This window comes from Pseudomonadota bacterium (assembly GCA_027624715.1).
Lineage (GTDB): Bacteria > Pseudomonadota > Gammaproteobacteria > Burkholderiales > Eutrophovitaceae > Eutrophovita.
The window spans coordinates 90246-113286 of record JAQBTV010000006.1; the positions used below are offsets into that span (position 1 = coordinate 90246).

At 42.6% G+C, this 23041-nt stretch carries 21 protein-coding genes and 1 pseudogene; 11 read left to right on the top strand and 11 right to left on the bottom strand.

Annotated features, from left to right (window positions below; genetic code table 11):
* Window positions 1-9: 9 nt before the first annotated feature.
* Window positions 10-360, top strand: a complete 351-nt coding sequence (locus O3A65_05690; protein ID MDA1331962.1) for a hypothetical protein — start codon at window positions 10-12, stop codon at window positions 358-360.
* Window positions 361-416: 56 nt separating this feature from the next.
* Here the strand turns inward: O3A65_05690 and O3A65_05695 are convergent, their stop codons facing one another.
* A complete protein-coding gene (locus O3A65_05695) occupies window positions 417-1940 on the bottom strand; it encodes a DHA2 family efflux MFS transporter permease subunit (GenBank protein ID MDA1331963.1) in 1524 nt (507 codons plus the stop codon).
* Between the two features lie 332 nt (window positions 1941-2272).
* Between O3A65_05695 and rpsF the strand changes: the two are divergent.
* From rpsF to dnaB, 5 genes and pseudogenes are all read left to right on the top strand, one after another.
* Window positions 2273-2614: pseudogene (gene rpsF, locus O3A65_05700) on the top strand (30S ribosomal protein S6).
* 139 nt (window positions 2615-2753) lie between these two features.
* Window positions 2754-3050 carry a primosomal replication protein N gene (priB, locus tag O3A65_05705; GenBank protein ID MDA1331964.1) on the top strand — a complete coding sequence of 99 codons (297 nt, stop codon included), beginning with the start codon at window positions 2754-2756 and terminating at the stop codon, window positions 3048-3050.
* A gap of 23 nt (window positions 3051-3073) precedes the next feature.
* A complete protein-coding gene (gene rpsR, locus O3A65_05710; GenBank protein ID MDA1331965.1) occupies window positions 3074-3334 on the top strand; it encodes a 30S ribosomal protein S18 in 261 nt (86 codons plus the stop codon).
* A gap of 19 nt (window positions 3335-3353) precedes the next feature.
* Complete coding sequence (gene rplI / locus O3A65_05715; protein MDA1331966.1) at window positions 3354-3803, top strand: 50S ribosomal protein L9; 450 nt, start codon at window positions 3354-3356, stop codon at window positions 3801-3803.
* A gap of 171 nt (window positions 3804-3974) precedes the next feature.
* On the top strand, window positions 3975-5339 hold the full coding sequence (gene dnaB, locus O3A65_05720) for a replicative DNA helicase (GenBank protein ID MDA1331967.1): 1365 nt from the start codon (window positions 3975-3977) through the stop codon (window positions 5337-5339).
* A 39-nt stretch (window positions 5340-5378) separates the two neighbouring features.
* Here the strand turns inward: dnaB and O3A65_05725 are convergent, their stop codons facing one another.
* Together O3A65_05725 and mnmH are read right to left on the bottom strand one after the other, a co-directional pair.
* Window positions 5379-5837 (bottom strand): peroxiredoxin, encoded by a 459-nt coding sequence (locus tag O3A65_05725; GenBank protein MDA1331968.1) that lies wholly within the window; start codon window positions 5835-5837, stop codon window positions 5379-5381.
* A gap of 8 nt (window positions 5838-5845) precedes the next feature.
* Complete coding sequence (gene mnmH, locus O3A65_05730; protein MDA1331969.1) at window positions 5846-6916, bottom strand: tRNA 2-selenouridine(34) synthase MnmH; 1071 nt, start codon at window positions 6914-6916, stop codon at window positions 5846-5848.
* A gap of 131 nt (window positions 6917-7047) precedes the next feature.
* On the opposite strand from mnmH, the gene selD reads away from it, so the two are divergent.
* The 4 genes from selD to O3A65_05750 all read left to right on the top strand — a co-directional run bounded on the left by selD (window position 7048) and on the right by O3A65_05750 (window position 14010).
* Entirely contained in the window at window positions 7048-8079 is a 1032-nt protein-coding gene (selD, locus tag O3A65_05735) for a selenide, water dikinase SelD (GenBank protein ID MDA1331970.1), read from the top strand.
* A 132-nt stretch (window positions 8080-8211) separates the two neighbouring features.
* Window positions 8212-10035, top strand: coding sequence for a translational GTPase TypA (gene typA, locus O3A65_05740; protein MDA1331971.1), 1824 nt, complete (start codon window positions 8212-8214; stop codon window positions 10033-10035).
* Window positions 10036-10086: 51 nt separating this feature from the next.
* Window positions 10087-11544, top strand: coding sequence for a DNA recombination protein RmuC (gene rmuC, locus O3A65_05745; protein ID MDA1331972.1), 1458 nt, complete (start codon window positions 10087-10089; stop codon window positions 11542-11544).
* A 531-nt stretch (window positions 11545-12075) separates the two neighbouring features.
* On the top strand, window positions 12076-14010 hold the full coding sequence (locus tag O3A65_05750) for an ATP-dependent DNA helicase (protein ID MDA1331973.1): 1935 nt from the start codon (window positions 12076-12078) through the stop codon (window positions 14008-14010).
* On the opposite strand, the gene O3A65_05755 is transcribed toward O3A65_05750, so the two are convergent.
* The 6 genes from O3A65_05755 to rluD all read right to left on the bottom strand — a co-directional run bounded on the left by O3A65_05755 (window position 13997) and on the right by rluD (window position 19456).
* Window positions 13997-14392 (bottom strand): DUF1232 domain-containing protein, encoded by a 396-nt coding sequence (locus O3A65_05755; protein ID MDA1331974.1) that lies wholly within the window; start codon window positions 14390-14392, stop codon window positions 13997-13999. The genes O3A65_05750 and O3A65_05755 overlap by 14 nt on opposite strands.
* A 9-nt stretch (window positions 14393-14401) precedes the next feature.
* On the bottom strand, window positions 14402-15724 hold the full coding sequence (gene rimO, locus O3A65_05760; GenBank protein MDA1331975.1) for a 30S ribosomal protein S12 methylthiotransferase RimO: 1323 nt from the start codon (window positions 15722-15724) through the stop codon (window positions 14402-14404).
* A gap of 65 nt (window positions 15725-15789) precedes the next feature.
* On the bottom strand, window positions 15790-16359 hold the full coding sequence (gene phaR / locus O3A65_05765; GenBank protein ID MDA1331976.1) for a polyhydroxyalkanoate synthesis repressor PhaR: 570 nt from the start codon (window positions 16357-16359) through the stop codon (window positions 15790-15792).
* Between the two features lie 568 nt (window positions 16360-16927).
* Window positions 16928-17698: a ZIP family metal transporter gene (locus O3A65_05770; protein MDA1331977.1), complete on the bottom strand. Its 771-nt coding sequence runs from the start codon at window positions 17696-17698 to the stop codon at window positions 16928-16930.
* 71 nt (window positions 17699-17769) lie between these two features.
* Window positions 17770-18513 carry a peptidoglycan editing factor PgeF gene (gene pgeF / locus O3A65_05775; GenBank protein ID MDA1331978.1) on the bottom strand — a complete coding sequence of 248 codons (744 nt, stop codon included), beginning with the start codon at window positions 18511-18513 and terminating at the stop codon, window positions 17770-17772.
* Complete coding sequence (rluD, locus tag O3A65_05780; GenBank protein ID MDA1331979.1) at window positions 18500-19456, bottom strand: 23S rRNA pseudouridine(1911/1915/1917) synthase RluD; 957 nt, start codon at window positions 19454-19456, stop codon at window positions 18500-18502. Before rluD ends, pgeF begins: the two co-directional genes overlap by 14 nt.
* A gap of 86 nt (window positions 19457-19542) precedes the next feature.
* Between rluD and O3A65_05785 the strand changes: the two genes are divergently transcribed.
* Window positions 19543-20445: an outer membrane protein assembly factor BamD gene (locus O3A65_05785; GenBank protein MDA1331980.1), complete on the top strand. Its 903-nt coding sequence runs from the start codon at window positions 19543-19545 to the stop codon at window positions 20443-20445.
* 179 nt (window positions 20446-20624) lie between these two features.
* Here O3A65_05785 and O3A65_05790 read toward each other — a convergent pair whose 3' ends face one another.
* Window positions 20625-22592 (bottom strand): acetoacetate--CoA ligase, encoded by a 1968-nt coding sequence (locus O3A65_05790; GenBank protein MDA1331981.1) that lies wholly within the window; start codon window positions 22590-22592, stop codon window positions 20625-20627.
* 2 nt (window positions 22593-22594) lie between these two features.
* A partial coding sequence (locus tag O3A65_05795) for a lysine--tRNA ligase (protein ID MDA1331982.1) occupies window positions 22595-23041 on the bottom strand: 447 nt, incomplete at its 5' end.

A 23041-nucleotide genomic window follows, 5' to 3' on the forward strand; every position in this document is an offset into this window, starting at 1 on the left:
TTGTTTCCAGTGAATAAAATCATGTATTTTTTGCTTTGGATAAATGGATTATCCGTATTGGGCTACCTCTCTCTTTTTTTAGGAGTGATTTATCTTGATATAAAAGTTTTTCCCGATTGGGAGGTTTTATCAAATCCTCCAAGTGTAGTTTTGGATGTGATTCATTCTTCTTCCGATAAAACCGGATTGAAAGAGATGACAATTTTGCTTCACCAGCATTTGGTTGATCAAACTGTAGTTGTTAATGAATTGATTGACACAACTATTTTCTGGACGCGAACACATTTTTTTATCGCTTTATGGTTGTTCATAGTTAATTTGTTTTTGGTTTTTAAGCTTTGGGCTAAACGTCATTCGTGAATAAAAACATGTAGGTTGGATTTGACCATTTATGTGTTAAACATAAATGGTCATAGTTACTCGTTCCTGTATTTGTCGGATCGATAAAGCCAAGCCAGGGGAAGGGCAGCTACGGCCACCAAAGTAAAAAGGCCAAACGCGTTGAGGTATCCACCCATTAAGGACTGATGTGTAATTTCTTGACTCAGGCGAGCTATCGATTCCATTGATTCTGTTCCCCAATGACTTGAGATTTGTGGTTCTGAGAGCCACTGATTCATAGGGTTGATAGCTTGACTAAGTCCAGCGTAGTTCTCCGCGGTGGATCTGAGAAGTACCAACATGCAGATGGATAGGAATAGACTGCTACCGAAATTGCGTATCACATTAAATAGGGCCGCTGCTTGCACGGTGAGCTGATTTGGCATTGTCGCAAAGGCCAGTACTGCCATTGGCGTATACGCTAACCCAAAGCCGAATCCCTGTAAAAAATTAGTCCACATCACATCAAATTCTGTCATGTTGATGTTAAGTGAGTACATGCCCCAGCCAGCCCAAATTTGCATGGCTATACCTGTTGTTAGGGCAAGTTTTGCGTTCTTCCGTGTAAATTGAACAACAATAAGTAAACTGGCTAAATTTCCCAAACCTCGAGCGGAAAGTAATAAGCCAGCAGTCGCATCTGGGTACCCGCGTAGGTCTTGTAATAGTGTGGGGAAGAGCGCGATTGGCGAATAACTGAGGGCTCCCATAAGCAATATTGTGACAAGCCCGACAGCAAAGTTCCAGTTGGTGAAAATCGCACGTTCAAAAAATGGTGTTCTCGAGTAAACTGTGCTCCCCACGAAGATCAGTATGGCAGTAAGACAAGTAAATAGCTCGATTGAGATTTCAAATGATTCAAACCAATCTAAACGGTGACCTCTATCAAGTAATAACTGCGCTGATCCCATCGCAATAGCAAGACTTAAGAATCCAATCCATCCAAATCTTCCAGAGGTCCCACGCTGTTGGTCACCGAGAGCGAATGCTGCGATTATTATAGCGATCACGCTAATTGGCGCGAGAAACAGGTATGTCCATCGCCAACCTAGTACTTCTCCAACCACGCCACCTAATATGGGGCCGAGTACGATCCCCATAGTTCCGCCGACGCCCCATAACATAAGCACAAGAGCGTGTTGTCGTTTTGGAAATGTTGCGAGTAACATGCCGAGGCCTAAAGGCGTCAAGGGAGCACCAAAAAGTCCTTGTGCGGTTCTGGATATCAGTAGAGTCTCAATGTTTGTGGAGAGCCCACAGGCTACTGACGCGATAGTGAAGCCAATCAAAGTCCCAATCATTAGACGTCGCCAGCCAAGTCGACCCGCAAGCCATCCTGTGATTGGTGTTCCGACTGCTGCCCCCACCAGGAATAAAGTTACGGTCCAAGAGGCTTGATCTTGGTTGACCGATAATGCGCCTCGAATATGCGGTAAAACAATTGTTGAGGCGGTAATGGCCATACCGAATAATAATGTGACAAGTTGCACGGTCAGCAGCAAAAGCCAGCGCCGTACAGGCATAATATTTTGATCTTCTCTTGACTTTTGGGCGGCCATCTAATTTTAATCGCGATCCCTCGACTAATTCGGAATTTATTATCAGTTTTTAAAAAGCTTGGGACTATACCAATAAATAAAGCTCCAGATAGCGGAATTGTTAAAAATCTTAATATGGTGATAGCTCGTACCTTTAGTTTTAGCTATCCATCTGCGTTTTTTTAATGTCTGGCTTGGCTAACACGTTATTCCTGCGCATTATTATTTGTTTTTCTCATTTGTGTAGACCTGATAAAGAGAGTATACTCGCTCATCCTTGCTCCACTAAAACCGCATTTTAGGGGGCTTTAAAGACGCCGATAAAGCGTCGGTCAACCATAAGGAGACAAATTATGCGGCATTACGAAATCGTATTTCTCGTTCACCCAGATCAGAGTGAACAGGTACCAGCAATGATAGAGCGTTATCGCAACCAAGTTACCACCGGGCAGGGAGTAGTGCATCGGTTGGAAGACTGGGGGCGTAGACAGCTTGCTTATCCTATTCAAAAAATTCATAAAGCGCATTACGTGCTTATGAACGTTGAGTGTGACCAAGAAGTAATCAAAGAAATTGAGTTGGGTTTTAAATTTAATGATGCCGTTATCCGACATCTCACTGTTTCGATGAAAGCAGCGGTCACTGAGCCTTCATCGATGATGAAAGAAGATAAAACGAAACAAATTGTTGGGCGGCCTCCAGTAACTTCATCTGAAGATCCCGCTGCATATGTGCCCGCAATTAAGGTGGGCGCAGCGGTAGTAAGTGAAGAGGTTGCGTCAGAGCCTGTTCAAGAAGCTGCTGAAACCATCCAGGGGGCATAGGGGACACTTTGTGTCGACGAATAAGGTAAATTTATTCGCGATGATTACCGTTAAAGAGGTTTTACGATATTCTCCATCTGGAATACCGGTTCTGAAATTTTCAGTAGAACATGGCAGTGAACAGATGGAAGCTAAAAACCAAAGAAGAGTCATTTTGAATCTTGATTGTGTTGTGTTAGGCGACAAGGCAGTTGAATTAGATCGAATTGAAATAGGGCAACAGCTATTGTTCTCTGGATTTTTGATGAACAAGGGAGCTCGATTAAAATGGCCTGTGTTTAATGTGCAAGAATTCAATAAGAATTAATTCTTAAGATATTGGAGGTTGTAATGGCATTTAAGAAGAAGAATGATAAACGTAATCCAAGTCGTCCTTTATTCAAACGGCGTAAGTTTTGCCGTTTTACTGCTGAGAAAATAGACTGGGTTGATTACAAAAATACGGATATCTTGAAAGACTTTGTTTCCGAGAATGGAAAAATTATTCCCGCTCGTATCACTGGGACACGTTCCGGTTTTCAAAGACAGTTGTCGGTAGCAATTAAGAGAGCTAGATTTCTTGCACTCTTACCCTACTCTGACGCCCATTAATTTTTGACGGAATTGACCAATGGAAATCATTCTCTTAGAACAAGTCGTGAATCTCGGTCGTTTAGGTGATCTAGTAACTGTTAAAGAAGGATATGCTCGCAATTATTTGATACCTAAAGGCAAGGCACAACGAGCTACAAAAGAGAACCTAGCAGAATTTGAGAAAAAACGAGCTGAATTAGAGGCTCAACAGGCACAAATTCTTTCTAATGCGCAAGCCAAATACGAAAAAGTAAATGGTGCATCTATTCAAATTGCTCAAAAGGCTGGTGTGGATGGTCGGCTTTTTGGATCAGTGACGCATTACGATATAGCAGACGCATTAAATGCCCAAGGGCTTGAAATTAATAAGAATCAAATTCAGATGCCGACTGGGCCTTTAAAACAGATTGGTGAGTTTGGCATCTCTGTTAGCTTGCATGCAGATGTCGTCGCAACAATTGCGGTGACTGTTACGCCAGAGCAGTAGGGCGAACAAGGTATTAAAAAAAAACCACGTGATGACACGTGGTTTTTTTGCATTAAGAGTTTTGTAAGCCTGTCGCTGTTCTTTGGGCTTAATTTACTCGTTTAATTGTTGGTGGGAATGATATGCTCTACTATGGGGAACGAGTTGATATCATAAGAGTGCCGGTAATGTATGTCTGATCAAGAATTATTGTCTATTAAGATTCCGCCTCACTCAGTTGAGGCAGAACAATCGGTCTTAGGTGGCTTATTGCTTGATAATACCACTTGGGACCGCGTAGCTGACTGTATAAATGAATCGGATCTTTATCGTCCGGATCATAAAATAATATATCAGCATATTTCACGGCTCATCGGATCTAACAAACCTGCCGACGCAATTACAGTTGCTGAGAGTTTAGAGAGCACCAAGGAGCTTGAGCAGGTAGGTGGCTTATCCTACATAGGCGCTCTAGCGCAAAATACACCATCTGTTGCCAATATTAGGCGATACGCCGAGATAGTTCGCGAGCGTTCAATACTTAGAAAGCTGGCTCATACAGCGGCAACCATTGCTGATCTCGCCTACAACCCTATGGGCCAGGAAGCAGCTCAGTTACTGGATGAAGCTGAGTCAAAGATATTTTCGATCTCTGAAGAAGGATCCAGGACGCGTCAAGGCTTCCAAGATATACAGCCTATATTGACGCAGGTAGTAGAGCGTATTGACATGCTCTATAACCGCGATAACCCGTCTGATGTAACGGGTGTGCCTACTGGATTTGTAGATCTTGACCGTATGACTTCGGGATTCCAGGCTGGTGATTTGGTGATTGTTGCTGGGCGACCATCAATGGGTAAGACCGCACTCGCGTTAAATATTGCTCAATATGTAGCTCTAGATGCTGGATTACCCATCGGAATATTTTCGATGGAGATGAGTGCAGGGCAACTTGCAATGCGTTTGTTGAGTTCCTTAGGAAAAATTAATGCACATGATTTACGAACTGGACAACTAGCAGAAGATGACTGGAGAAAACTAACTAACGCAGTAGGTCGGTTGAGTGAAGCACCAATACATATTGATGAAACTCCTGGGTTGAACTCGTTAGAATTGCGAGCGAGAGCACGTCGTTTGCACAGACAATATGGTCAGTTAGGTCTTATTGTGATTGATTATCTTCAGTTAATGTCTGCGAGCAAGCAGGGTGAAAATAGAGCAACGGAAATTTCAGAAATGTCTCGCTCGCTAAAGGGTTTAGCTAAAGAGTTGAATGTTCCAGTGATGGCTTTATCCCAATTAAATCGATCTTTAGAGCAGCGTCCCAATAGGCGACCAGTAATGTCTGACCTTAGAGAGTCAGGGGCGATTGAGCAAGATGCGGATACGATTCTTTTTATATATCGAGACGAAGTATATAACCCAGATACGTTAGACAAAAATAAGGCAGAGGTCATTATCGGAAAGCAGCGTAATGGCCCAACTGGTGTGGTCATGTTGACGTGGAACGGAAAGCATACTCAATTTTCAAATTTCGCCAATCCTAATAATTATTGACTATTTTTAGTAAAACTGCTGGTCAATACCCAGAACGTTTTAAATGCTGTCTAAGACTTCCTGAGCGTGTCCCGGTATATTTATTTTTCTCCACTCTTTCTTAAGAACGCCTTCTGGGCTAATCAAAAAAGTACTTCGTTCTATACCGCGCACTTGTTTTCCGTACATGTTCTTTATTTTTATTACACCGAACATTTGGCAAACCTCTTCGTTGTTATCGGAGATTAGATCAAACTTAAAGCCGTATTTTGATCTAAAATTTTCGTGAGATTTAATACTGTCTCGAGACACACCAAAAATTAAACAGTTTTTCTTATCGAAGGAATGCTGCATATCGTTGAACTGGATACTTTCGTTTGTGCATCCGGGTGTACTGTCTTTAGGATAAAAGTAAATCACTATGTGCTTACCACGATAGTCTGAGATATTGAATGTTTTGTCTGAGGTCATAGCAGCAGAGAAATCTGGGATTTTTAATCCGACAATGGTGGACGTCATTTTTTTCCTTAATTTTTAGTATTCGAAGTTATTGTGCAATCTGACAGTATCTTAATTGCTAATGATAATACCGTATCAGGCAGCATGTTATCTAAGGAGTAGACCTTTGCTAGAGGCATATTTTTGAAGTTCGTGCTCATTGATTTGATATAAAAGGGGTCGTAATGTTTTTTTAACAAATCTTGAATTAGATCATCCCATTGATTGCTCGTGATTAAATCTAACCAGTAATCAATAACGCGATTTCCATGTCTTGATCTAAGTTTTTCAAGTTGACTAGTTAGTAATGACGGGTTTTTGACTAGGTGGTTGTACGTTGCTTTGAGATATTTAGTTCGAGCGATCAAATCGGCTTGGATGTTAACACAAACCCCCTGACGGACATTATTAATTAACACTTCTGGTAAACGCAAGTCGCCTATCTTTTTACTTTCTGACTCTATAAAAATAGGTTTCGTTACATCCCATTGTTTGAGTCTATGCCAAATTTGCGTTTCGAATTTTTTCTGGCTAGGTTGCGGCGAGTGTGGGTCATAACCTAATAACGATCCACGATGGCGTGCAAGCGCCTCAAGGTTTAGGGTTTGACCACCTTGGCTCTGAATTGCTTCAATTAAATCTGTTTTTGCAGTCCCGGTTAATCCGCATATGACGATATAGCTGAACGCTGGGACCCGGGTGCCCAAATCCGTGACCACATAGCGTCTAAAGGTTTTATATCCACCAGATAATTGGCGCGCTCTCCAGCCAATATTGCGAAAGATCAGAGACATAGACGCACTTCGTTTTCCTCCCCTCCAGCAATAGATCACGGGAGACCAATTTTCAGGCTTTTGCGAGAGCGTTGTGTCAATATGCTGGGCGATATTTTTAGCGACTAAAGAGGCACCAATCTTCTTGGCTTTGAATGCAGATTCATTTTTGTAAGTCCATCCAACCAATTGTCTCTCAGCATCATTTAATACAGGTAAATTGATTGCCCCAGGAATATGGTCCAGACTGTATTCGCTAGGGGATCTGACATCTATAATGTCATCGTTCGCATTTAAATCAGAGCTATTAATTAGGTCGCGCTTCATGAGACAATTTAGCTTAAGTAATTGTTATATTAAATTGAGACATTAACTCGCTTTAGTTAGAGTAAATTACGTCTATATACTTTATTCCTATGCGCTTTATTGTCGCACGATTATGTTGATAGGAAATCCTTTTGAAATTAACTGAATATGTACATGGCGGGGGGTGTGGTTGCAAAATTGCACCCGATCTCCTAAAAGAGATTTTGTCAGGCTTAAAACCCATTGCAGATATGAACCTGCTTGTAGGTTTTGATCAGTCTGATGACGCAGCTATCTATAAAATAAACGATGAAACAGCTATTGTTGCAACCACGGATTTCTTCACCCCTGTTGTTGATGATCCTTTTACCTTTGGACAGATTGCTGCGACAAACGCTTTTTCTGATGTGTACGCTATGGGAGCTAGGCCGCTTTTTGCACTCAGTATTTTGGGTATGCCAATTGACAAGCTCTCCGCAGAGACGATTTCATTGGTACTGCAAGGAGGTCACTCAGTCTGCGAAACTTTAGGGGTGCCAATTGCGGGTGGTCATTCCATTGACACCTTAGAACCCATCTATGGCCTTGCTGTCATTGGTAAGATAAATCCAGCTAAGGTTAAGAGAAATACGGGTGCCAAGGTGGGCGATAGTATTATCCTTGGGAAACCACTTGGTATTGGCGTTTATTCTGCCGCGTTCAAGCGGAACCTTTTGACGGAGGATGCTTACCGAGAGATGATTTCTTTAACTACCCAGATTAATATCACTGGAGCTTTATTCGGAGAAATGGCTCTGGTTCATGCAGTGACAGATGTAACAGGTTTTGGATTGCTCGGTCATTTAAAGGAAATTATTGTGGGTTCGGCTGTTGGAGCCGAGATCAGCCTCTCTGCGATTCCCTTTTTGGAGGTGGCTAGAAAGTTGTCGCGGGAGGGCATCGTTACAGGAGCTTCAGCAAGAAACTGGTCAAGTTACTCAGGGTATGTCCGCTATTTTGACGGATTGGATGCCTGTGACCTGAATTTATTGACCGATCCTCAAACTAGTGGAGGCTTATTAGTTACCTGTGCGGCTGCCATAGAAGATGAGGTTCTTAAGATGTTCCACAAAGATGGCTTTTTGAGTGCAGCCCGAATAGGTCAAGTTATGGCAGAGCCGGTGTGTATTGAGGTCGTCTCCTAGGCACGGTGTAACGTATTGCGCACGTAACTGTGTTAGACTCCGGCGCCGATACGGTAACTCTGGACGTTTGTATGAGTTCTCTGAGATTGCTTAGTCATTTCCACACATTTAGATTAAAACAATAAATAAATTATGATGAACAGTATTCGTAATATTGCAATTGTCGCTCACGTAGATCACGGAAAAACCACTCTAGTTGATCAATTGCTAAAACAGTCCGGTACGTTTGCAGCTCATAAGCAGGTTACGGAACGCGTGATGGACTCCAACGATTTGGAGAAGGAACGCGGTATTACAATTCTGTCTAAGAACTGTGCAATTAGCTATAAAAACACGCACATCAACATTGTTGACACTCCTGGGCATGCGGACTTTGGTGGCGAAGTAGAGCGGGTATTATCCATGGTTGATTGCGTTCTACTGCTCGTCGATGCTGTCGATGGACCTATGCCTCAGACTCGTTTTGTTACTAAAAAAGCATTGTCGCTTGGTCTTAAACCCATTGTAGTTGTGAATAAAATTGATCGTTCAGGAGCGCGGCCAAGCTGGGTAATCAATAAGACTTTTGATTTGTTCGATAAACTTGGTGCGACTGAAGAACAATTAGATTTTCCTGTCGTTTTTGCGTCTGCTCTCGAGGGCTGGGCCACCTTAGATGCCGATGTTAAAAACGATAGTTTGGTGCCGTTGTTTGAAACAATCTTAGAGCATGTTCCTGCGCGTGAGGTTGATCTCGATGGCCCTCTACAACTTCAAATTTGTTCTTTGGATTATTCTAGTTTTGTTGGGCGAATCGGTATTGGAAGGATTAATCGAGGCCGTATTCAGTCTGGCCAACAAGTTCTTATGGTTTCTGGCCCTGATGGAGAAGCAATTTCTCGAAAAATTAATCAAGTGCTGGTCTTTTCCGGGCTTGAAAAGGAAGTCGTCGAGCACGCTGAAGCTGGAAACATTGTGTTGATTAACGGAATAGAAGATATCACTATTGGGCAGACGATTTGCGAAGTGGGGTTTCCAGATCCGCTTCCATTGTTAACTGTAGACGAGCCTACTTTAACTATGAATTTTTTAGTTAATACGTCTCCTTTAGCTGGAAGAGTAGGTAAGTTTGTTACGAGTAGACAAATTCGTGATCGACTTAATCGGGAATTGCAGTCGAATGTAGCCCTTAAAGTTGAATTCACATCCGATTCTGATACCTTCATTGTGTCTGGCCGTGGAGAATTGCATCTAACGATTCTTTTGGAAAATATGCGTCGAGAGGGATATGAGCTCGCTGTTGGCAGGCCTCGTGTTATTTTTAAAGAGATTGATGGTGCGCGTCATGAGCCCTTTGAAATATTAACTATCGACGTCGAAGAAGAAAACCAAGGAGCGGTAATGGAGGAGTTGGGTGCTAGGCGTGGTGAGTTGCAGGATATGATGCCTGATGGAAAAGGTCGAGTTCGTCTTGAGTATAGAATTCCAGCCAGAGGATTAATTGGCTTTCAGGGCGAATTTCTGACGCTTACTCGAGGAACTGGGGTGGCGAGCCACATCTTTGACTCTTATGATGTTGTTAAGGGCGATATTGATGATCGTCGCAATGGTGTTTTAGTCAGTCAAGATAATGGGCCAGCTGTTGCTTATGCATTATGGAAGTTACAAGAGCGTGGGCGTATGTTCGTGTCCCCTGGTGATGAGTTGTATGAAGGTATGATTATTGGAATTCATTCTCGTGACAATGATCTTAGCGTGAATCCTATACGACAAAAACAATTAACTAACGTCCGTTCTTCTGGAACTGATGAGGCAGTCCGACTTACGCCTCCGATACAATTGACACTCGAGCGAGCAGTTGAGTTTATCGCGGATGACGAGCTTGTTGAGATTACTCCCAAATCAATTCGACTTCGAAAAAAAGCTTTAAAGGAGCATGAGCGTCGCAGAGATGCCCGTGGCACAAAAGCAGCGTAGGGTAATTTGGTAGTACTTTCGGTTTTATGATTCAAGCTAAGCCCTGTAGATATGGGCTATACTGACTTGATGAATTCATGGTTTGACAATCCTCAGGTGATGATAGGAATCGTGATGCTTGTCATGATTCTGTGCGCGCTCGTCTTGGTGCTTGTTTTGCGCTTCCCAAAACAAATAAAAAGTACTTTAGAGAACCTCTCATTGGCGCATTTTAGAGAAAATAGTGAAATGCTTAATGCGCTTGCCGATCGACTGTTGAGAAACCAATCTGCGCTTAATGAAAACCTTCGTTCCTTTCTTTCTAATGAATTCAATCAGCTGCGCAGTAGTTCCGGGTCGTTCCAGATTAAGTTGATCGAAGAACAGTCTATAGGGAAAGAGAAAACACTTGCCACAATCAGTGAAATGCGCAATGACGTACAAAGTAAACTTGATTTAATCCGATCGGAAGTTATTGCTCGTATTTTAGAAAAACTTTCCGAGCAAAGCCGAGCGGAACGAGAGGTCATTCAGTCCACGTTGAAAGCTGCATCGACCCAACTGCAAGAGTCAATGGAGCAGCTTGGTAAAGTCACAGATAATCGCTTGGAACAAATATCTGGTAAGGTAAATGAGCGTCTAGAGGAAGGTTTTAAGAAAACAAACCAGACATTTGTGAGTGTGATGGAACGCTTAGCGACTATTGATGAGGCCCAGAAGAAAATCGATGGTCTTACCACTAACGTCATAGGACTACAAGAATTGCTTGGTGATAGAAGCGCACGCGGGGCTTTTGGTGAGGTGCAGCTGGAAAACCTTGTTAGAAATATGTTGGCGCCGTCCGCGTATGATTTCCAACATACCTATTCCAACGGAAAGGTGGTTGACTGTGTTTTAAAGCTTCCAGATCCTACTGGTAATGTATCCGTAGATTCTAAGTTTCCACTTGAGAATTATCATCGGATGTTTGGTAGAGATGTTTCCTCAGTAGATAGGGGATTAGCACAAAAAGCTTTTAGGATAGATATTAAAAAACATGTCGATTCAATATCCGATAAATACATCATAGATGGGGAAACCAGTGACGGTGCTGTAATGTTTATTCCTGCGGAATCTGTTTTTGCAGAAATTCATGCGTATCACAGGGAAGTTGTCGAGTACGCGATGCAGAAGAAGGTTTGGATTGTTTCACCTACGACGTTAATGGCTGTTTTGAATACTGCGCGCGCTGTGATGAAGGATATTGCAACAAGAGAACAAATCCACATCATCAAACATGAATTGAGAGGTTTAAGCCATGACTTCAATCGGTTTGACGATCGAATGCGGAAACTTGCAGATCATATTCGACAGGCACACAAAGATGCTGAAGATGTTCGAGTTAGTAGCGATAAAATCACGAAACGCTTTAATCGTATTGAAAAAGTGGAGTTGACCAATACGATAGCGCAAGATTATGAAATTAAACCGGAGGCTTCAATTGATCCGGTAGTTTTTCCACGTACGGCTTCAGTAGACATGGATGATTAAACGCATTATTTGAATGTGTCCGTTTTCAACCGCTTTAGTAGGTACAGAATAGTCCAAATAAAAAAAGGAACTACTATGGCTGATAGGATAAAAAACTTTATCTTGTCTTGAGTTACCGAGTCCTCCATTAGGGTTAGCGTACCTATCAGGCACCACAGACTCATGCCGACCGCTTGAAAGAAGGCATAAATAATATTCAGCACGTAGGCCCAGCGCTGTTGTATAAAAATACCAAACGCTAATAGCAAGTGAAGTATAGCTACGCAAAGGTAGAGGATTAATTTTCCTCCGTTTAAATCAATTGCAAGTACCAAAAGGCACAAGGTTGCCAAGGCGTTGGCTATTGTTAGCAATCGGATTCCATTAGGTCTCATTCTTTTGAATATCCATTGCGGTTTGTTGTTAGGTCGTATTATGTTCAATTGAAGTTGTCCCTTGGTAGTGAGCTGAGCTAATGACGCTGCGCATTGAGTGTTAAATCCAAGGATAATTGTAGACCCTTTAAATAAACTTGATTGAAAGTGATTTAATTTGAGTATTGAGGAAGATATTGAGCGTGCATTCGGCTCAAATGGATTACTCTCTGAGGTTGTTGATGGCTATAAAAGTCGGGTCGAGCAGATTGCAATGGCTAAGGCTATCGGCCGGGCTATTAGTCAGAAGACACCAATAGTTTGCGAAGCAGGTACTGGAACAGGTAAGACGTTTGCTTATTTGATACCCGCATTTTATTACGGTCGTAAAATCATCATTGCAACTGGTACAAAAACGCTTCAGGATCAGCTTTTTGACCAAGATATTCAAGTGGTACGGAACGCATTAAAAATTCCAATAACAGTAGCGAAGCTCAAGGGTAGAGCTAATTATCTTTGTCACTATCAAATTAAGAAAACTAAAGCCGAACGTTCTTTTTCTAGTCTCAAGGAGATTGAGTTTTTGAATATGTTTGAGCGTATGTTAGACGATTCTGAATCGGGAGACATATCTGAAGTTAACATCCCAGAAGAAAGTCTCAGAGTTCAATCTGGAGTGGTTTCCACTAGAGATAATTGTCTTGGTTCTGACTGTCCTCATATCAGTAAGTGCTTTGTTTTAAAAGCCCGTAAAAAAGCGCTTTCTGCTGAGGTTGTTGTGGTAAACCATCACTTGTTTTTTGCGGATCTAGCGCTTAAGCAAGATGGTTTTGGCGAGTTACTCCCAGAATTTGACGTGGTGATTTTTGATGAAGCTCACCAGGTTGCTGATGTCGCAACGCAATTTTTTGGTTCCAGTGTGAGCACCAATCAACTCAATGAGCTACTTCGTGACCTTAGATATGGATACATCATTTTGGATGATAGTTCGGTAGCCATAGATGAGATGATTGACCGTTTTGAAAAGGGAATACGAGAGCTCAGATTGTCATTCGAGGGGGTTAAGGGGAGGTATGGCATTAGAGATCAGGGTAAGTTTGTCAATGCATTAGAGGTAGCGAGCGCGTTATCCGGTATTGGTGCAGTATTGGCTGAAGCTATTAATTCACAAAAAACGGTTAATCTTGAGCTTCAAAGGTGCCGAGAGCGTCTACTGGAAGTTGATTCGTTATTGAGAACGTGGAGTAAAAATGAGGACCATAGCGTCATTCGTTGGTTCGATGCAAACATTCAGTCGGTACGGATGCACCTAACACCCATTAATGTTTCAGATGCATTTAGGTCTGTAGTTAGAGATATTGAGCGTAGCTGGGTTTTCACTTCAGCAACACTTTCGGTGTCTGGCGATGCCTCTTACTTTACTCAACAGCTGGGACTTGAAGAGGCAGAGTTTCTTAGTTGGGACAGCCCTTTTGACTATCCGAAGAACAGTCTCTTGTACGTGCCCCAAAACATGCCAGAGCCGTCGCACGAAACTTACATTACCCGAGTTGTTGAGGAGAGTCTTGAAGCAATCATCGCCTCAAATGGACGTTGCATGATGCTGTTTACAAGCTTAATAGCGATGCGCGCTGCTCGCGAACAATTATCAAAATTCTTGACTGAGCGCGGTGTTGAAATTTCGCTGCTTCTGCAAGGGGATGGATCTAAGTTTGAATTATTAAATCGTTTCAAAACGTCAAAACATGCCGTATTACTGGGTAGTCACTCGTTCTGGGAGGGAGTTGATGTTCGAGGTCAGGGATTAGTCCTTGTGATCATCGATAAGCTACCATTTTCTGCCCCTGATGATCCAGTAACGGCCGGTCGAATTAATTACCTACGCAGTCAAGGTGGCAATGCATTTATGGATTACCAAGTTCCAGAAGCGGTTATTTCTTTGAAGCAGGGAGCAGGTCGGTTAATTCGGGATGAGACGGACTTAGGTGTGCTCATTGTCTGTGATCCTAGAATATTGACCAAATCCTATGGAAAAAAGATTTGGAAAAGTCTACCGCCGATGAAACGGACCCAGGATTTGAATGAAGTGACCTCATTTCTTAAATTGATTTAATGCATTTACTCATCGCGGTAAGGGCGACAAGCGCGATTAAAATCCAACTTAAAATCACAATGATGATCCCTAAATGAAAGATTGGTTTGGTCTTCGTTTTTATGTGACGAATCGCAATATCAATATATTTTTCTGTGGTTGTTTTTTTTGTTATTGTATTGATTAAGTATAGTAATACAGGAATGATCACAAGCTCATCCAAGTAACCAATGATAGGAATAAAGTCTGGGATTAGATCGATTGGCGCGAGCGCGTATGAAACCATCAGTATCGTTAAAATTACTGCTTCTAATGAGAGCTCTTTGGCTTTGAGTGCCAACCAAAAGGCAATAACACCGATATATATTTTATCTATTAATTGTTTAATTAATTGACTGAGCACTCGTTAGGATTAAGCATTAGCGAAAAGATCGTGATTGTCAGAGTCCGTAATAGTGATTTTAACGATATCACCAGAATCAAGTTGTGGAGCATCACGAATAATAACCTTCCCATCAATCTCTGGCGCATCGTATTGGGTTCTACCAATAGCGACATTGTCAGCGCACATCTTATCGATTAGTACGGTCTGCGTAGTACCGATTTTCTCTCTGAGGCGCTGCGAGCTAATTTTGTGTTGATGTTCCATCAATCTTGCTTTGCGTTCACTTTTTAACTTATTAGGAACTTTTTTTTCTTGCAAGTTATTTGCCGTAGCGCCATCGACACCAGAGTACTCAAAGCATCCAACGCGATCGAGATTAGCTTCGGTTAGGAAGTCAAGTAACTCCTGAAACTCTGCTTCAGTCTCTCCCGGAAAACCAACGATAAATGTGCTTCTGATCGCTATATCAGGACACCCTGAACGCCATGTATTAATGCGATTTAATACATTTTCTGAATTAGCTGGTCTTTTCATAAGTTTTAAAATGCGGTGCGAAGCGTGTTGAAAGGGAATGTCTAGATAGGGAAGAATAGTACCCTCACTCATTAAGGGTATAAGGTCATCAACATTTGGATAAGGGTAGACATAATGCAATCGTACCCACGCCCCTAATTTCCCCAACTCCTTTGACAGCTCGAAGAGTCGTGTTTTGATTGGTTTTCCGTTCCAAAAGTCAGTGCGGTATTTTTGATCAACGCCAAATGCACTGGTGTCTTGTGATATGACCAGTAGTTCACGCACGCCAGACTTAATTAATACGCTAGCTTCTTCAAGAATGCTCCCTATTGGTCTGCTTACGAGTTTGCCTCTCATGGATGGAATGATGCAGAACGTGCACTTGTGATTACAACCCTCCGAAATCTTAAGATAGGCGTAATGACGCGGAGTTAGCCGGACATCGTGTCTTGGCGTAAGATCAAAATGTGGATTTTTGATTATGGGAAAGTTAGAACGAACCGCGGACATGACTTCATCAGTTTGTTGAGGCCCGGTGACAGCAATTACTTCAGGAAATTTATCGAGAATTAAACTTGATTTTACTCCCAAGCACCCAGTAACGATAACTTTACCGTTCTCAGTTAGAGCTTCGCTAATTGCATCTAAAGATTCTGCGATTGCTTCATCGATGAACCCACAGGTATTAACTATAACCACATCGGCCTTATCATAGTTTGGACTGATGCTATAGCCGTCCGCACGCAGCGACGATAAGATACGTTCTGAGTCTACGGTCGCTTTAGGACAACCGAGTGAAATAAAACCTACAGATCTATTAGCCTGTGCTGACACGTTATATTGCCCTCAATGCTCTGTGAGTGGGTGATTAAATGGATGAGCTACTACTAAATGATGACTTATTCAGAGTTTCTGTCCTCTGATGATGACATATTTTTTGGGTGAGGTAAGTCCCTAAACGTGGTGTTGGCCTGTTGTTGCATTTGTTGCTGTATTGAGATGAAATTCTTCGCATTCTGCTCAAGATAATTAGTCATTAATTCCTGTATCGCAGGCCCTTGCATACTGATGAATCGTGTGTAGCTGTTGGGATCAATCATGGGTTCAACATTGTTTACATTAGATCCTTGTGTTGGATTTTGTAAGGTTTTTTGAATTTCCATGAAAGTTTGAATATTTTTTTCAAGATAGCAGCTCATCATTTGCTGAAAGTCATTCCCATAAAATTGAATGATTTGATAGAGTAGTGCTGATGAGAATATAGGTGGACCATTTGATTCTTCTTCTGTGATAATTTGTAGCAAAATTGAGCGAGTTAAATCATCTCCCGATTTGGCATCAACTACCTTAAATGAACAACTTTCCATGACTAACTTCCTAACATCAGACAGCGTAATGTAACTGCTTGTCGATGTGTCATATAGGCGTCGGTTAAGGTACTTCTTAATTAATCTTTTTTCTGAAACCATTTGATCGAGCCTCGATTCGACTTGTTTTTGATCTGTTCTGCTCTAGGGTGAGTTTCAAGTTCGTAGTGATTATCATATGTCATACAACACTATATACAAAATCTTGTCTATCTTGCTGGATTGGTTAATATTTCAGATACCCAGAAAATCATCCAACCTATTTAAAAGTTGATTTATTTAATGTTTAATGCACTCCCTAAGCGCTGATGTTAAAGGATTGAATTGCACATTGCCAACCTATTATCCTAATTTTATGTGCATACCCGGTAGTTGTTTTAGTCATTTATGCCAAGTGGGGTAACAGATTCCATAGATTGTGGTTTTTCGATATGGGCATATGTGTGCGTTTGGTCGACGCTTCCCATCTTTTAATTTTGCTTATTGGAAGGTTTCATTCTGATGATACGTGAGCGCAATAACCAACGCTACATGACTGAAATTTACGAGAATAAATTGCAGATTAGTATTAAGAAGTAGGGCACTTTTGTAAGCGGTTTACCAGGATAACATGTGTGAAGCGCATACAGATTTTTAAGTGTGGAGCCAATATTGAACGCGCCTATTGTCGCTAGAAATGGGCGATGTGATCAGCTGCTACGATTGTCCCCACGCCCAATAATATGAGTATGATTTGCTCTGCCGTTGCTTTAAGGTCAGTTCTTTTGTGTAGGCTGGGTATCAGATCTGCTACGGCGATATAAATCATGCTGGCCGCAGCCAGGCCTAAGAACGGAGCGATTAGATCATTCACGACTTCGAACGCGAAGTACGCAGTTAGGCCACCAACTAAGGTTGCGACACTGCATAGTAGATTCCAAAAGAGTGCTTTTCTTTTTGAGAATCCAGAGTTTAGAAGAATTAAAAAGTCACCAACCTCTTGGGGAATTTCATGCGCGGTGATTGCAATTGTTGTAATAATACCAAGGCGAATATCAGTGAGGTAGGCCGCGGCAATTAATACACCATCAACAAAGTTGTGGAATGTATCCCCAACGATGACTAGAGTTCCAGTCCTTCCATTGTCTGTTTGTGTGGTGTGGTGATCGTGTTCTTCGCATGCCTCAAAGTGGCAATGTCTCCAAAGAACAAATTTCTCTAGGACAAAAAAACCTAATATGCCACCAAGAATAATAGCCGATAAAAGTTTTGCGTCCGGATTGGTTTTTAATGCGTGTGGGATCACCTCAAGGAACGTTGCTCCGAGCAGCGTACCTATCGCATAGCTCACGAGTTTTTGTATATTTTTTGGATTGGCACGATATGAAAACCAAGCTGAAGCACCAACGCTGAGCAGGGCTCCTATAAGTGCGCTTCCGATGATCCAAGCCAGAGTAGACATAGGTTAGTTCTTAATTTTTAGTTCTTCAATTTAACGGGTGCAATTATAACGATATGATCAGAAGATTCATTTTATTTTGTTGAATCGTCAAGCCAGATTAATGTGCCTATTCTTCCGGTGGGCTGTTCTCGTCGGTTGGAGAAGAATATGTCCTTTTGAGCAAATGTACATTGATTCCCACCAAATATAGATCTCACTCCCAATTGAAGGAGTTGGTGACGTGCGATGCCGTAGAGGTCGGCGAAGTAGCCCCCTTGAGAGTCCGGAACAAAATACTTCTGGTATGTACTGTCCAAACCGATGAATTGTTTAAGCAAGTCTTGTCTGACTACATAATTTTTTTGACTGATAGCCGGCCCTAAATGCACCACTAGGTCGTTTGGGTGGCAGGCAAACCTGATGATGGTTTGTCGCAGAAGTCCTTCTGCCAGTCCTCTCCAGCCTGCATGAGCCACTGCTACCTCGTTACCTGAATGATTAGTGATCAACACCGGCAAACAGTCTGCCGTCATGATGCCGCAAACAGTCCGCTGGCGTCTTGTGTATAGCGCGTCTGCCTTGGTTGTGGTATTTGAAGCCTCAGCTGTAACTACAGTGTTACCGTGAACCTGGGTAACCCAGTTTGGGGTCGATGGGAGGTAGCTATCGAGTATTTGTCTATTTTTTTCCACATGTGCTTGGTTATCACCAACGGCCTGACTCAGGTTTAAGGTGCCAAATTGTCCCATGCTGACCCCACCTTGACGGGTAGTAATTAATGCGTGGACGTGCTTGTGGACTACCCACTCGGGGTGGATCAAATCAAGGGAGGTCATTGTCTGCAGTTTTTAGTGCTTCTAACAGAGCTTGAAGATCTGACGGTATATTTACTTCCCAGCTCATGATTTTATCCGTATTAGGATGAGTTAAGGTCAAGCTTTTAGCATGAAGTGCTTGGCGCTCAAAAGGTAATTCTTTCGTTAATAGGACATACTTTTTTGACTTACCCGTATACGTCTGGTCACCGATTAACGGGTAACCGAGAGAGGTTAGGTGTACACGTATTTGATGCGTTCTTCCGGTCTCGATTAAGCAAGATAACGCTGACCATCCTTTTCCGCTATCGATGGTCGTGTAGTGGGTCACGGCATCTTTACCGTCAGCAATTATGGACATTTTTTTTCTATTACGCGGATGTCGTCCAATGGGCTCATCAATTGTGCCTTGACTCGGAGTCTGTCCTGAAACAAGCGCAAAATATTCTCTTCTTACGGTTTTTGATTGCAGCTGTCGAACCAAGCTTGTTTGAGCCTCTAAAGATTTCGCAACAACCATGAGCCCTGTTGTGTCTTTGTCCAGCCGATGGACAATGCCAGCCCTCGGAATATTTTTATTGTACGGGTAACGAAATAAAATGCCATTGAGCAATGTTCCAGACCAATTTCCGCTGCCAGGGTGCACCACCATGTTGTGTGTTTTGTTTAAGATAATTAAATCATTATCTTCATAAACGATATCAATGGGAACGTCTTCTGCTTCAAATGCAGAGTCTTCGACACTATCGCTTGCTATAATGAAAATCAATTCCCCACCTAAAACCTTTGTCTTGGCTTTTACAATCTCGCCGTCTATGAGCAGATTTCCAGAGCTTAACCAGTGTTGAAGGCGATTTCTTGAAAACTGTGGGAATAGGGTGGCTAAGGCCTGATCGAGTCGCTTCCCCATATAGGACTCGGGAATGCGCAGTTCGTAGTCTCTGTGAATTTTGTCAACTGGCATATAATTGACGCGCCACACGCAGCAATCGATGCGGCGTGTCTGTAAGGCATTTTAGATTCATATTAATTTTATGAGAGTCAGCATTAATGAAGATACGTTTAAGCACTCTATTACTGGTTCCAATTCTACTCTCCCAGATAATTTTTTTGGGTTGCGTCGGGCTCGAAGAGGATCCGACGGCAAATTGGTCTGCGGAGGAGTTGTACACAAACGCAAAAGGTCGGCTTAATGATAAATATTATGAGCAGTCGGTTCAATTGTATAAAAGTTTAGATTTGCGATATCCGTATGGGCCATTCGCAGAGCAGGGAAAGATTGATATAGCGTATGCGTATTGGAAGATGGATGATAATACATCGGCGCTAATAGCCTGTGATCGGTTTATACGGGAGCACCCAGAGCACAAATATAGTGACTACATGATGTATTTAAAGGCCTCGGTTTATTTTAATGATGATAAGGGGCTGTTTGGAATGCTCTTATCAAAAAACCTTGCGGAAAGAGACCCGGGATCGGCTCGTCAGGCTTTTGATACCTTGCGAGATTTGGTTAAACGGTTCCCTGAAAGTCGTTATGCTGAGGATGCTCGATTAAGAATGGCTTATTTGGTCAATACGTTAGCCGAGCATGAGACTGGTGTTGCCGAATATTATTATCAACGAGGCGCTTACGTCGCATCTATTAATCGTGCCCAGTCTGTCATTGAGACTTACCCAAAAGCGCCGGATACTCCGCGTGCCCTTCAAATTTTAGCAGCGAGTTATGAGAAGTCAGGATTGCTTGATGCCAAGATCAAGATTGATACCATCATTGCTTTAAACTTTCCTGGTTTGCAGGCAGCAAAGGCAGAGGACGCTGACAGCGCATGGTGGGATTTTTGGAGTAATAAGGCAGAGTTGTCGGCTGTTGATATCAGCGCACCTGATGCTGATTCAGGCAAGCCATGGTGGAAGTTCTGGGTTGACGACGGCAAGCCGCCTCAGCAGTAATAAAAAATAGTATGAAGCAATCTGCAGTGAGGGTAAAAATCTTAAGGAAATACCAGATTCACGCGTTGAGCTATGAATAAAGTTTCAATCTTCGAGTGAGTTTGAGAGGTTGAAAGATCCGGTACGTCATGTGTGTCGGATTTTTTTGGAGTAGATAAGGGTTTAAGATTAAGTGTTACTTACGTTGCCAGTTCTTCTCTGTCCTTGAAGTGTGCGAGGGCTTCCGGGTTAGCAAGAGCTTCAATGTTTTTAATGGACTCATTATGAACGATATTTCTAACAGCTAACTCTACAATTTTTCCGCTTTTAGTCCTAGGAATGTCCGGTACTTGTAGTATTTTTTCGGGCACATGACGCGGCGTTGTGTTCACCCTAATAGCCTGCCTTATATTAGCTTGCAAAAGCTCGTCAAGTTGTAATCCATCACGAAGACGAACGAAGAGCACGATACGAGTGTCGTCGTTCCATTTTTGACCAATAACAAGACTCTCAACAACAGAGTCGAGTTTTTCAACTTGTCGGTATATTTCTGCTGTCCCAATTCGGACGCCGCCAGGGTTTAGAACGGCGTCTGAGCGGCCATAGATAATTAATGTGCCACGTGGTGTGAGTTCAATGAAGTCTCCATGGCACCAAGTATTCTTAAAGCGTGAAAAATAGGCGTTTAGATATTTCTTATCACCTTTGTCGTTCCAAAAGCCAACTGGCATAGAAGGAAAAGAACCCGTGCATACGAGCTCCCCTTTCTCTCCGATGACTGGTTTCCCGGCATCACTGAACACTTGTACGTTCAAACCAAAGCCTCTTCGCTGTATCTCGCCACGATAGACCGGTAGTGTGGGGTCACCGAGTACAAAGCAAGACACGATGTCTGTACCTCCAGATATGGACGAGAGTAGGACATCTTTTTTGATCTTTGTGTACACATAGTCAAAACCCTCTGGTGAAAGTGGTGATCCGGTTGAAGTGATAGTTCTAAGGTGAGGTAGCTTGTGAGTACGCAATGGTTCAATGCCCATTTTACAAATGGCATCGATATATTTTGCCGACGTTCCAAAAATAGTCATGCGCTCTGTTTCTGCGAAATCAAATAGAGTGTCACCAGACGGGTACGTAGGCGATCCATCAAATAATAAGAGAGTCGCGCCAGAAGCTAGTCCACTGACAAGCCAATTCCACATCATCCAACCACAAGTGGTGATATAGAAGAAGCGGTCTTTGGGTTTTAAATCTGTGTGTAAGCGATGTTCTTTCAGGTGTTGCAACAGCGTTCCCCCATGCCCGTGAACAATGCACTTTGGTGCACCGGTAGTGCCGGACGAGAACATGATGAACAGCGGGTAATTAAAGGGTACTTGTTCAAACTTAATTAGTTTTGGTCTGAACGGACGAACGAAATCGTTCAAGAGAACCGATTTTTTGATTGTTGAGATCTTTGGTTTGGAATCTGTATATGGTACGACAATCACTTTTTTTAGCGATGTGAGTGATTTGGCGATCTCGCTAAGTTTGCTTAGTGTGTCGATGTGTTTACCGTTGTAATAGTACCCATCTACCCCTATTAGAACCTTGGGTTTAATTTGACCGAACCGGTCTAATGCTCCCTGTGTTCCAAAGTCTGGGGAGCAGGAGGACCAAAGGGCCCCCAGGCTCGAGGCTGCCAGCATGAAGATGATGGTGTCTGGTAAATTCGGTAAAAAAGCCGCAACTCGATCACCCTTCGAAACGCCTTGTTCGACTAGCGCTTGTGCAGTTATTGAGACTGCGTCATAGAGTTCACTATAGGTGAGGCGGTTGGTAACTTTATTTTCTCCACGGAAGACTATCGCTTCTTGAGCGTCTCGTTGACGCAATAGATTTTCGGCATAATTAAGACGGGCGTCTGGAAACCATTCTGCTCCAGGCATTTTGTTTGGGTTCTTTAGAGTAATATTTCCTTTTTTCGAGGCGATCACATCACAGTAATCCCACATCGAACTCCAAAATGATGTGGGTACGGCGATCGACCAATTGTATAAATCACTTGATGATTTTATAGTAAATAATTGATTATTATTGGTATTTATATATTTAATAAATGCAGTAATGTGTGATGTTTTGATTCTCGATGCCGTGGGTTTCCAGAGTATTTTAGGTGGTGTAGACATACTTACTCAGGTCTCATTTGTGGGAATAATATGACTTCTCGTATGGTAGCGCTATCCGTTAAAAGCATAATTAAACGGTCTATACCGATACCCTCTCCCGCAGTAGGCGGCATGCCGTACTCAAGGGCACGGATGTAGTCACTGTCATAAAACATGGCTTCGTCATCACCTTGTGTTTTAGCCTCAACCTGATTTTTAAAGCGATTTGCTTGATCCTCGGGATCATTGAGTTCTGAGAAGCCATTGGCAATTTCTCTTCCTGCAATGAATAGCTCGAATCGGTCAGCCACTTCGGGTTGTTTGTCGTTACTTCTTGCTAGGGGAGAGACATCGGTGGGATGGGCAACAATAAACGTTGGCTCGATTAGTTTCTCCTCTGTGGTCTCTTCAAATAACTTGAGCTGCAGCATACCCAATCCATCGGCGGGATAGGTCGCCACTTTGCGTTT

Coding starts and splice junctions, on each gene's coding strand:
- rmuC (MDA1331972.1), top strand. CDS start 10,087: ATGGGCTATACTGACTTGATGAATTCATGGTTTGACAATCCTCAGGTG.
- pgeF (MDA1331978.1), bottom strand. CDS start 18,513: ATGACCTCCCTTGATTTGATCCACCCCGAGTGGGTAGTCCACAAGCAC.
- rluD (MDA1331979.1), bottom strand. CDS start 19,456: ATGCCAGTTGACAAAATTCACAGAGACTACGAACTGCGCATTCCCGAG.
- O3A65_05770 (MDA1331977.1), bottom strand. CDS start 17,698: ATGTCTACTCTGGCTTGGATCATCGGAAGCGCACTTATAGGAGCCCTG.
- mnmH (MDA1331969.1), bottom strand. CDS start 6,916: ATGAAGCGCGACCTAATTAATAGCTCTGATTTAAATGCGAACGATGAC.
- O3A65_05790 (MDA1331981.1), bottom strand. CDS start 22,592: ATGTCTACACCACCTAAAATACTCTGGAAACCCACGGCATCGAGAATC.
- rpsR (MDA1331965.1), top strand. CDS start 3,074: ATGGCATTTAAGAAGAAGAATGATAAACGTAATCCAAGTCGTCCTTTA.
- phaR (MDA1331976.1), bottom strand. CDS start 16,359: ATGGTTTCAGAAAAAAGATTAATTAAGAAGTACCTTAACCGACGCCTA.
- O3A65_05695 (MDA1331963.1), bottom strand. CDS start 1,940: ATGGCCGCCCAAAAGTCAAGAGAAGATCAAAATATTATGCCTGTACGG.
- O3A65_05725 (MDA1331968.1), bottom strand. CDS start 5,837: ATGACGTCCACCATTGTCGGATTAAAAATCCCAGATTTCTCTGCTGCT.
- dnaB (MDA1331967.1), top strand. CDS start 3,975: ATGTCTGATCAAGAATTATTGTCTATTAAGATTCCGCCTCACTCAGTT.
- O3A65_05785 (MDA1331980.1), top strand. CDS start 19,543: ATGAAGATACGTTTAAGCACTCTATTACTGGTTCCAATTCTACTCTCC.
- typA (MDA1331971.1), top strand. CDS start 8,212: ATGATGAACAGTATTCGTAATATTGCAATTGTCGCTCACGTAGATCAC.
- rplI (MDA1331966.1), top strand. CDS start 3,354: ATGGAAATCATTCTCTTAGAACAAGTCGTGAATCTCGGTCGTTTAGGT.